The sequence below is a fragment of the Streptomyces sp. NPDC002490 genome, assembly GCF_040296045.1.
In the GTDB taxonomy this organism is placed as follows: Bacteria; Actinomycetota; Actinomycetes; order Streptomycetales; family Streptomycetaceae; genus Streptomyces.
Genome location: NZ_JBEOWM010000004.1, coordinates 204,628 through 215,328 on the forward strand (window position 1 = coordinate 204,628; position 10,701 = coordinate 215,328).

The 10,701-nt window shown below is 71.2% G+C and carries 6 protein-coding genes; 3 read left to right on the forward strand and 3 right to left on the reverse strand.

Annotation, left to right across the window (positions count from 1 at the left end; translation table 11 throughout):
- Positions 1-193 precede the first annotated feature (193 nt).
- Positions 194-841 carry a TetR/AcrR family transcriptional regulator gene (locus ABT092_RS04410; protein WP_351239627.1) on the forward strand — a complete coding sequence of 216 codons (648 nt, stop codon included), beginning with the start codon at positions 194-196 and terminating at the stop codon, positions 839-841.
- Positions 842-1,007: 166 nt separating this feature from the next.
- Here ABT092_RS04410 and metX read toward each other — a convergent pair whose 3' ends face one another.
- The 3 genes from metX to acnA all read right to left on the reverse strand — a co-directional run bounded on the left by metX (position 1,008) and on the right by acnA (position 7,009).
- Positions 1,008-2,165: a homoserine O-acetyltransferase MetX gene (metX, locus tag ABT092_RS04415; protein WP_351239665.1), complete on the reverse strand. Its 1,158-nt coding sequence runs from the start codon at positions 2,163-2,165 to the stop codon at positions 1,008-1,010.
- The gene (locus tag ABT092_RS04420) at positions 2,162-3,523 is read right to left on the reverse strand and encodes a bifunctional o-acetylhomoserine/o-acetylserine sulfhydrylase (protein WP_351239629.1); all 1,362 of its coding nucleotides are present in this window, start codon (positions 3,521-3,523) and stop codon (positions 2,162-2,164) included. Before ABT092_RS04420 ends, metX begins: the two co-directional genes overlap by 4 nt.
- Before the next feature lie 771 nt (positions 3,524-4,294).
- Positions 4,295-7,009, reverse strand: coding sequence for an aconitate hydratase AcnA (gene acnA / locus ABT092_RS04425; RefSeq protein ID WP_351239631.1), 2,715 nt, complete (start codon positions 7,007-7,009; stop codon positions 4,295-4,297).
- A 525-nt stretch (positions 7,010-7,534) separates the two neighbouring features.
- Between acnA and ABT092_RS04430 the strand changes: the two genes are divergently transcribed.
- Together ABT092_RS04430 and ABT092_RS04435 are read left to right on the forward strand one after the other, a co-directional pair.
- The gene (locus tag ABT092_RS04430; protein ID WP_351239633.1) at positions 7,535-8,050 is read left to right on the forward strand and encodes a hypothetical protein; all 516 of its coding nucleotides are present in this window, start codon (positions 7,535-7,537) and stop codon (positions 8,048-8,050) included.
- A 364-nt stretch (positions 8,051-8,414) separates the two neighbouring features.
- Entirely contained in the window at positions 8,415-9,944 is a 1,530-nt protein-coding gene (locus tag ABT092_RS04435; RefSeq protein ID WP_351239635.1) for a helix-turn-helix domain-containing protein, read from the forward strand.
- The last annotated feature ends 757 nt before the right edge of the window (positions 9,945-10,701 follow it).

Below are 10,701 nucleotides of genomic sequence, written 5' to 3' on the forward strand. Positions count from 1 at the left end.
GTCTGCGCGCGGGGTGTCCCCGCGTCGCGAGATCGAGGGCCGACACGGTGCGCCCGGGTCCCGGTTCGAGGGGCGGACGGTCACGCCCCGGGTGCCGGGGACGGGCCGTGCCGGGCTGCGGTCTGGGCAGCCACATCGCTATTGGTCACCTGGCCAATTGCTGATTGGTCACTCACTCAATAGCATTCGCTCCATGACGTCAAGGGATTCCGGCACCCGAACTCGCAAAACACCCACCGAGCGGCGACAGGAGATCGTCCGCGCCGCCGCGCTGGTCGGCCTCGCCGAGGGGTTGGAGTGCATCACCCTGCGGCGGATCGCCGACGAACTCGGGGTCCAGCCCGGGCTGGTCAGCCACTACTTCCCCGCCGCCGACATCCTGGTGGCGGAGGCGTTCACCAACGCGGCCAGAGCCGAACTGGACGCCCTCCTCCCCCAGGCCCCCGAGGGCCCCGAGGGCCCCGAGCGCGGGACCCCGCTGAGCGCGCTGCGGCGCTTCTTCGCCCTGATCGCCGGCACCGAATTCGACAACGTCAGCAAGCTCTGGATGAATGCGCGGCACCTCTCGCGCTACCGTCCGTCACTCCGCGACCACGTCATCGAACAGGAACTGCTCTGGTGCCGCCGCATCGAACAGCTCATCGCAGCGGGGACGGCGGCGCAGCTCTTCCGCTGTGCGGACCCGTGGGCGTCGGCCGTGCGCATCCTCGTCGCGATCGACGGGACCAGCGTCTACATCAACACCAGCGCCGGCTCCCGTACCGACCCGATCGCGCACCTGGCCCGCACCGTGGCGGAGACGGAACTCGGCCTGCCGTCCGAGGCCCTGGCGACCGACTGAGACCCCGCGGCGGGTGGCGCCCCCCGCCTCCGACGCCGTGCGCGCCTCGGGCCGGGAGGAACCCGCCCCGAGGCGGGGCCGCTCGTCGCGCACGGCGGGCGGGCAGGAGATCACCCACGAGGGAGCACGCGCTCCCGGGCGTGGACACGTCTTCCGCGTGGGGGCGTTACCCGGATGCGTCCAGCAAGCCCCGCACCAGCGGAGCGACCTGGTCCGTCTCGACGAGGAACCCGTCGTGGCCGTAGGGCGATTCGATCACCCGGAGGCGGTCGGCGCCGGGGATGCCGTCCGCCAGCTCCCCCTGTTGGTGCAGCGGGTACAGCCGGTCGGAATCGACCCCGGCGACCAGTGTCCGGGCGGTGACCCGCCGCAGGGCGGCGGCCGTTCCGCCGCGGCCCCGGCCGATGTCGTGACCGTTCATGGCCTCGGTCAGGGTGACGTAGCTCCCCGCGTCGAAGCGGCGGACGAGTTTGGCGGCGTGGTGGTCCAGATAGGACTCGACCTGGTAGCGCCCCCCTCGTCCGGGGTCCTCGTCGCCCTGGAACGCACGACCGAACCGGTCCTGCAACTCCGCTTCGCTGCGGTAGGTGACGTGGGCGAGGCGGCGGGCAACGCCCAGTCCCGCGTGCGGGCCGCGCCCCGGTCCGGCGTCGTGGTAGTCGCCACCGCGCCACTGGGGGTCCGCGCGGATGGCGTGCAGTTGGACGCCGGCCCAGGCGATCTGCTCGGCACTCGCCGCAGCCGTGGTGGCGAGCAACAACAGGCGCCCCACGCGCTCCGGATACGACACCGCCCATTCCAGGGCACGCATCCCGCCCATCGACCCGCCGACCACCATGGCCCAGCGGTCGACGCCGAGGGCGTCGGCGAGCTGCGCCTCGGCGGCGACCTGGTCACGTTGGGTGAGCCGGGGGAACGCGCTCCCCCAGGAACGGCCGTCGGGGCGCACGGAGGCCGGGCCGGTGGTGCCCTGGCAACCGCCGAGCACGTTCGGCGCGACGACGAACCAGCGGTCGGTGTCCAACGCGAGTGAGGGGCCGACCAGCCCGGCCCACCAGCCGGGCTGGGGATGGCCGGGGCCGGCGGGACCGGAGACGTGGCTGTCGCCGGTGAGTGCGTGGAGCACCAGGACGGCGTTGGAGCCGTCCGGAGCCGGGCGGCCCCAGGTCTCGTAGGCGATCCGCACGCCGGGGAGCCGCCCGCCCGACTCCAGGGGCAGCGGTTTTGGGAGGGCGTGCCAACGGCGCCGCCCGGGAGGATCCCCCTCCCGCCAGGCTCCGGTGGCCTGCGGAAGGGGGATCTCGGAGGTGGTCACGGTGTTCAGGGCGCGCCCTTCACCGCACGGAAGCCGGCCTCCAGGTCCGCCTTGAGGTCGGCCAGGTTCTCGATGCCGACGGAGAGCCGCACCAGTCCGGGCGTGGTGCCGGTGGCGGCGAGCTGCTCCTCGTCGAGCTGGCTGTGGGTGGTGGAAGCCGGGTGGATGATCAGGCTGCGCACATCGCCGATGTTGGCCAGGTGGCTGAACAGTTCGACACCGTCCACGAAGCGCTTGCCCGCCTCGACGCCGTCCTTCAGCTCGAAGGTGAGCACCGCTCCGGCACCCTGGGGCAGATAGCGCTGACCGGCCTCGTACCAGCGGTTGGACGGCAGTCCCGGATAGTGGACGGCGGCGACCTCGTCACGGCCCTCCAGCCACTCGGCGAGGGCCTGCGCGTTGGCGGAGTGGCGCTCCATCCGGAGCGACAACGTCTCCACGCCCTGGAGCAGCAGGAAGGCCGAGTGCGGGGACAGGGCGGGACCGATGTCGCGCAGCAGTTGGACGCGCAGCTTGATCGCGAAGGCGCTCGGGCCGAGCGCGGGCCAGTACCGCAGGCCGTGGTAGCTGGGGTCGGGCTCGTTGAAGTCGGGGAAGCGCTCGGCGTTGGCACCGAAGTCGAAGGTTCCGCCGTCGACGACGACGCCGCCGATCGTGGTGCCGTGTCCGCCGAGGAACTTGGTGGCGGAGTGCACGACGATGTCGGCGCCGTGCTGCACGGGCCGCACCAGGTACGGGGTGGGCACCGTGTTGTCGACGATCAGCGGGACGCCCGCCTCGTGGGCGACGTCGGCGACGGCACGGACGTCGAGGACGTTGCCGCGCGGGTTGCCCAGGGTCTCGGCGAAGAACGCCTTGGTGCGGGGACGGACCGCGGCGCGCCAGGCGTCGACGTCGTCCGGGTCGTCCACGAAGGAGACCTCGATGCCGAAGCGGCGCAGGGTGTGCCGGAAGAGGTTGTAGGTGCCCCCGTACAGCGAGGTGCTGGAGACGATGTGGTCGCCCGCGCCCGCGAGGGTGAGGATCGCCAGGGTCTCCGCGGCCTGCCCGGAGGCCACCGCCACCGCTGCGACACCGCCTTCCAGAGCGGCTATGCGCTGCTCCAGCACATCCGTGGTGGGGTTGTGGATGCGGGTGTAGATGTTGCCCGGCTCCGCGAGGGAGAACAGGTCGGCAGCGTGTTGCGTGTCGCGGAACACGAAGGAGCTGGTCTGGTAGACGGGCACCGCACGCGCACCGGTGGCGGGGTCCGGAACGGCTCCGGCGTGGACTTGCTGGGTCTCGAAGGACCAGGCGGGGGCGGCAGCCCCAGTGGGGGCCTCGTCGGAGGTGCGACCCGCGGTGACGGAGTCGACGGGCTGGCTCATGATTCTCCCTGGTGCAAAGGGCGCGCGCCGGTGCGTGCACGCGGGCTGGGGCGCTCCGGCATGCGGACGGGGTGGAACGGCAAGGCGACCGGTCGTGTCGGGGCCGGAGCGAACCGTCAGCTCACGGCGGGACAACCCATCGTGGTCACACGCCCGTGGTCGACATGGCGGCGGGTCACGAACGAGGTCATACCGACAGAGAACCACACATCCGAATCTCGCAACAGGATCTGTCCACACAGCGGACAGACGGGCGCGATCGCCGTCTCCGACTCACCGTTCTCCGCCTTCGCCCTGGCCCTCACCCCGCCGGCCACGTCTCCTCCCGTCAGAGGGGAACACTTCCGGATCCTGTTCGACAGCCCGTCGAGCCCCGGATCGGACGGGGCGTGGTCAAGGACGGCCTGCTCGGCCTCCCGACGACACCTGACACTCACCACACGTCGGCCCCGCGGACGCGACCGCAGCGCGGCCCGGCCACCCGCCTGCCACCTCGCCCCCCAGTCGCCCACGACCCCGACCGACACCCTGGACCGAGCCGCAACCTCCACCCGGTCCCGGCGCTCCACCAGAACGGCGCCGCCCACGCCCCCGGCCTCCTGCGCATCCGGTGGCCAGGCCGCGCAGCCCCGGGACGGAAAGACCCCGCACCCGGTACCAGGTGCGGGGTTCTTCCTCGTCGAAGGACGCGCAGGCGCGTCGTCCGTCCCGTCGAGCGCGAGCGCCCCGCTCCCCGCGAGGAGCGGGGGCGGAGCACTCGTTCACATCAGGTCAGGAACCGACGAGCTGGCGGAGCACGTACTGCATGATGCCGCCGTTGCGGTAGTAGTCGGCCTCGCCCGGGGTGTCGATGCGGACGACCGCGTCGAACTCCACGCCCGTGTCGGTGGTGACCTTGACGGTGCGCGGGGTGGTGCCCTCGTTCAGCTCGGTGACGCCGGTGAAGGAGAAGGTCTCCTCGCCGGTGAGGCCCAGCGACTCGGCCGTGGCGCCCTCGGGGAACTGGAGCGGCAGCACGCCCATGCCGATGAGGTTCGAGCGGTGGATGCGCTCGTAGGACTCGGCGATGACGGCCTTGACGCCGAGCAGCGCGGTGCCCTTGGCGGCCCAGTCGCGGGACGAGCCGGAACCGTACTCCTTGCCCGCGAGGACGACCAGCGGGATGCCCTGGTCGATGTAGTTGCGGGAGGCGTCGTAGATGAACGACACCGGGGCGTCGGCCCGGGTGAAGTCGCGGGTGTAACCGCCCTCGGTGCCCGGCGCGATCTGGTTGCGCAGGCGGATGTTGGCGAAGGTGCCGCGGATCATGACCTCGTGGTTGCCGCGGCGCGAGCCGTAGCTGTTGAAGTCGCGGCGCTGCACGCCGTGCTCCGTGAGGTACTTGCCGGCCGGGGTGTCGGCCTTGATGGCGCCGGCCGGGGAGATGTGGTCGGTGGTGACCGAGTCGCCGAGCTTGGCCAGCACCCGGGCGCCGGCGATGTCGGTGACCGGGACGGTCTCCATCGTCATGCCCTCGAAGTACGGGGGCTTGCGGACGTAGGTGGACTCGGCGTCCCACTCGAAGGTCTTGCCGGTCGGGATCGGCAGCGCCTGCCACTGGGCGTCGCCCGCGAAGACGTCGCTGTAGGACTTGTTGAACATGTCCTCGCCGATGGAGTTGGCGACGACGTCGTTCACCTCGGCCTCGGTGGGCCAGATGTCCTGGAGGTAGACCGGCTTGCCGTCCTGGTCGATGCCCAGGGCGTCCTTGGTGATGTCGACCTTCATGGAGCCGGCGATGGCGTAGGCCACGACCAGCGGCGGGGACGCCAGGTAGTTCATCTTGACGTCCGGGTTGATCCGGCCCTCGAAGTTGCGGTTGCCGGAGAGCACCGAGGTGACGGCGAGGTCGTGCTCGTTGACGGCCTTGGAGACCTCCTCCGGCAGCGGGCCGGAGTTGCCGATGCAGGTGGTGCAGCCGTAGCCGACCAGGTTGAAGCCGACCTTGTCGAGGTAGGGGGTGAGCCCGGCCTTGTCGAAGTAGTCGGTGACGACCTTGGAGCCCGGGGCGAGGGTGGTCTTCACCCACGGCTTGCGGGTGAGGCCCTTCTCGACCGCCTTCTTGGCCACCAGCGCGGCGGCGACCATGACGTACGGGTTCGAGGTGTTGGTGCAGGAGGTGATCGCGGCGACGGTGACGGCGCCGTGGTCGATCTCGTAGGTGCTGCCGTCGGGGGCCGTGACCAGGGTCGGGCGGCTGGGCACGCCGTTGGCGGAGGCCGGGGCGTCGGACGCGGGGAAGGACTCCTTGCCCGCCTCCTCGTCGTCGGAGACGTAGTTGCGGACGTCCAGCGCGAACTGCTCGGCGGCGTTCGCGAGGACGATGCGGTCCTGCGGACGCTTGGGGCCGGCGATGGAGGGGACGACCGTGGAGAGGTCCAGCTCCAGCTTCTCGGAGAAGTCGGGCTCGGCGGCCGGGTCCAGCCAGAGGCCCTGCTCCTTGGCGTACGCCTCGACCAGGGCGACCTGCTGGTCGCTACGGCCGGTCAGACGCAGGTAGTTCAGGGTCTCGCCGTCGATCGGGAAGGTCGCGGCGGTGGAGCCGAACTCGGGCGACATGTTGCCGATGGTGGCGCGGTTGGCCAGCGAGGTGGCGGCGACGCCCTCACCGTAGAACTCGACGAACTTGCCGACCACCCCGTGCTTGCGGAGCATCTCGGTGATGGTGAGCACCAGGTCGGTGGCGGTGGTGCCGGGGGTCAGCTCACCGGTCAGCTTGAAGCCGACGACGCGCGGGATGAGCATGGAGACCGGCTGGCCCAGCATCGCGGCCTCGGCCTCGATGCCGCCGACGCCCCAGCCCAGCACGCCGAGGCCGTTGACCATGGTGGTGTGCGAGTCGGTGCCGACCAGGGTGTCGGGGTACGCCTGCCCGTTCCGGACCATGACGGTGCGGGCCAGGTGCTCGATGTTCACCTGGTGGACGATGCCGGTGCCGGGCGGGACGACCTTGAACTCGTCGAAGGCGGTCTGGCCCCAGCGCAGGAACTGGTAGCGCTCGCGGTTGCGGCCGTACTCCAGCTCCACGTTCTGGGCGAACGCGTCGTTGGTGCCGAAGCGGTCCGCGATGACGGAGTGGTCGATGACCAGCTCGGCCGGGGCGAGCGGGTTGATCTTCGCCGGGTCGCCGCCCAGCTCCTTCACGGCCTCGCGCATGGTGGCGAGGTCCACCACGCAGGGCACGCCGGTGAAGTCCTGCATGATCACGCGGGCCGGCGTGAACTGGATCTCCTGGCTGGGCTGCGCCTGCGAGTCCCAGTTGCCGAGCGCACGGATGTGGTCGGCGGTGATGTTGGCGCCGTCCTCGGTGCGGAGCAGGTTCTCCAGCAGCACCTTGAGGCTGTAGGGAAGACGGGCGGAGCCCTCGACCTTGTCCAGCCTGAAGATCTCGTACGACTCGTCACCCACGCTCAGCGTGGCGCGGGCGTCGAAGCTGTTCGCCGACACGACAGTCTCCTTCTTCATTGCGCGTACTACCGCAATCGCAATCCTGCCGCCACGGGCTCTCGCCGATCCGCTAAGGTAAGGCTAAGTTAGGTTCGCCTTACCGAGGTGGCGGCTGCGGTACGCCTAGGCAGATATCTCGATGTCGAGATAACCCTAGTACATCGCGGCCTTTCGGTCATGCCCAGGGGCCGTCCGGTCTCCTCACCGCGCCCCGATGCACCCGTTCCGCCGCCCGCGCACCACGGCGCGGCCCCCCGCGGCACGGCAGCACGCGCCGCACCACCCCGTGCCGCGCCCGGAAGCGCCCCGGACCCGCCCCCTCCACCCTGGCCGAAACCGGCCGAGCGCACCGAGGAGGCGGTCGACGGCGCTGGTCAGACGGGCCCCGCGGCCCCGGGGCGGGGGTTCCGGACGGGGCCGCGCCCCCACCGGGCGGACCCTTCGCCGACGACCGGAGGCCGGTGTGGCGTCCGGGGGTCCCACAGCCGGATAAAGTCCTGCCAAGCACCAACACCAGGGGGGATCATGCAAGCGCGTCTGGGGCCGCTGGAGCGCGTCGGACATCCGGGGGAAAACGGGGCGGGCTGGGTCGTCGGGGACGTCGCCCGGGCGGGCGGGGCCTTCCTGGAGTTCCACGCCGAGGGGGTGGCCCACCGCGCGGCCGGAGCCCCCGAGCAGTTGGTTGCGTGGGACCGGTTCCTGAACCTCGACACCCTGGTCACCTCGACCCGGTGGCCGGGTTCCCCGGCGCCGACCGGTCACCCCGGCCCCGAGACCGCCCCGCAGGACTCCTGCCTGCGGGCGACGCTGCGCCAGCCCGACGAGAACTGGGTGGGGCGGTTCAGCCACCACGACCGCGACTACCCGGTGAGCGAGGTGCTACTCGTCGGCGAACTGCTCCGGCAGACCGTCGAGGCCGGACACGCCGCCTGGCTCGGCAACCCGGGCTGGCTGGAGCACACCGTCGCCCGACTCGCGCCGCTCGCTCCGCGCACCAACCGCGCCGCCCGCCTCGCGGTGGCGGAGGTCCTCGCCGGCTGAACGACCGGCGGACGGCACCGGACGGCCGGTCAGCCGCCGCGGGGCGACGCGCCCGCCCGGAGGGCCGCAGCGACGACCCCCGCGGAGCCGTCCGCCGCGCACCCATGGGAACGCGCGGCGGACCGCGCCCGTCGGTACCGCCCGGACCGGACCGGCCGCCCACCCGAACGGCCCGGGCGCGGTTGCCGGAGGCGCGGGAGCGGGGCGAACATCGAAGCGGTGTCCGGTCCCTGGCCGCGGCTCCGCACCGACCCCGGGACGCCGGGCCGCTCGGGTGGCCCCGTCACCCGGCCGGGTCACCCCCCAACTCCAATGGCGCACCCCGAGGGTAACTTCATCTCATATCTGAGATAGCCTGCGGCACATGGCAGACGACTACCTCGTACGCATCGGCAAGCTCATCCGTGACGCACGGCAGCATCGCGGCTGGACCCAGAGTCAGCTGGCCGAGGCGCTCGGAACCAGCCAGAGCGCCGTCAACCGTATTGAGCGCGGAAACCAGAACATCAGCCTTGAGATGATCGCGCGCATCGGCGAGGCCCTCGACAGCGAGATCGTGTCCCTCGGCTACGCCGGCCCCATGCACCTGCGGGTGGTGGGCGGGCGCCGCCTGTCCGGCTCCATCGACGTCAAGACGAGCAAGAACGCCTGTGTGGCGCTGCTCTGCGCGACCCTGCTCAACAAGGGGCGCACCGTATTGCGCCGGGTCGCCCGCATCGAGGAGGTCTTCCGTCTGCTGGAGGTCCTCAACTCCATCGGGGTGCGCACCCGTTGGATCAACGACGGCGTCGACCTGGAGATCGTGCCGCCCGCCGAACTCGACATGGCCGCGATCGACGCGGAGGCGGCCCGCCGCACCCGGTCCATCATCATGTTCCTCGGTCCGCTGCTGCACCGCGTGGACCACTTCAAGCTGCCCTACGCGGGCGGCTGCGACCTCGGCACCCGCACCATCGAACCGCACATGATCGCCCTGCGCCGGTTCGGGCTGGACATCACCGCGACCGAGGGCCTCTACCACGCCGAGGTCGAGCGCGGGGTGACCCTGGACCGCCCCATCGTGCTGACCGAGCGGGGCGACACGGTGACCGAGAACGCGCTGCTCGCCGCCGCCCGGCACGACGGCACCACGGTCATCCGCAACGCCTCGTCCAACTACATGGTGCAGGACCTGTGCTTCTTCCTGGAGGCGCTGGGCGTCCGGGTCGACGGCATCGGCACCACGACGCTGACCGTGCACGGCGTGCCCACCATCGACGTCGACGTGGACTACTCCCCCTCCGAGGACCCGGTCGAGGCGATGAGCCTGCTGGCCGCCGCCGTGGTCACCGAGTCCGAGCTGACGATCCGCCGGGTTCCCATCGAGTTCCTGGAGATCGAGCTGGCGGTCCTGGAGGAGATGGGCCTCGACCACGACCGCTCGGCCGAGTACGTCGCCGACAACGCCCGCACCCGGCTGGTCGACCTCACGGTGCGGCCCTCCAAGCTGGAGGCGCCCATCGACAAGATCCACCCGATGCCGTTCCCGGGCCTGAACATCGACAACGTCCCCTTCTTCGCGGCCATCGCGGCGACCGCGCAGGGCCAGACACTGATCCACGACTGGGTCTACGACAACCGGGCGATCTACCTCACCGACCTCAACCGCCTCGGCGGCCGGCTGCAACTCCTCGACCCGCACCGGGTCCTGGTGGAGGGCCCGACCCGTTGGCGCGCCGCCGAGATGATGTGCCCGCCCGCCCTGCGCCCGGCGGTCGTGGTCCTCCTGGCGATGATGGCCGCGGAGGGCACGTCCGTGCTGCGGAACGTGTACGTCATCAACCGCGGCTACGAGGAGTTGGCGGAACGGCTGAACTCGGTCGGCGCGCAGATCGAGACCTTCCGCGACATTTGACGAGTGGATGTCGCCGCACCTCGTCCGACCTGTCGTCCAGCCGGTCAGATGAGGTGCGGCGACATCTGTGGGACTTCGCTGGGGCGTGGGGCCCTCGGCGGGCCACGGGCTCAGCGACACGGCCGCGGCGGGGCGGAGCACACGTCGACGGCAGCAGTATTGCCGGACGGCCCGGGCGACACCGGTAGGCAGCCCGTCCCGGACCCCGCAACCCGGGATGCGCGAAGCACAGCTCCGCGCGCACCGTCTCGACTGCCACCGGACGTGCACGACTTCCTTCTCGAACTCGAAGTCGACGCCGTCCCGCTGGGAGACCCGGCGCCGCCCCTCGCCGAAGCCGGGGACCCGCTCCGATCACGTGCCGGCGCCCCCCTCTGCTCGATCCGTTCCCTTCGAGGACGGGACACCGCTCCGGGCGGGCCGCCCGTGGGGGCGGTGCAGCCCTTGAGCGAGACGCACGGGCGCTTCGTCCGTTCCGGGCCGGCAGGGAATCCGAGCCGGCGCTCGCGTTTCCCCGCTCCATGAGAACATTCGTATGCCTCCTCCTTCACAGCACCCACTCCCCGAGCAGGGCTTGCGTCGCATACATCCTCCAGGGACCACACCTCTTGTTCGAGGAGTTTCTACATACGTATGCTTGCAGCGCTTGAGTCCTGGTCGAGGGAGTGTCTTCATGAGTGTTGTTGAGTCGAACAAGGGGTTGGTGTCGGGGCTTCTGGCGGAGCTCGCGGCGGCGGCGCCGGGGGGTGCGGAGGAG

Excerpts from the sequence above, each read along its gene's own strand:
- ABT092_RS04410 (WP_351239627.1), top strand. The coding sequence starts at position 194 with ATGACGTCAAGGGATTCCGGCACCCGAACTCGCAAAACACCCACCGAG.
- ABT092_RS04420 (WP_351239629.1), bottom strand. The coding sequence starts at position 3,523 with ATGAGCCAGCCCGTCGACTCCGTCACCGCGGGTCGCACCTCCGACGAG.
- ABT092_RS04430 (WP_351239633.1), top strand. The coding sequence starts at position 7,535 with ATGCAAGCGCGTCTGGGGCCGCTGGAGCGCGTCGGACATCCGGGGGAA.
- ABT092_RS04435 (WP_351239635.1), top strand. The coding sequence starts at position 8,415 with ATGGCAGACGACTACCTCGTACGCATCGGCAAGCTCATCCGTGACGCA.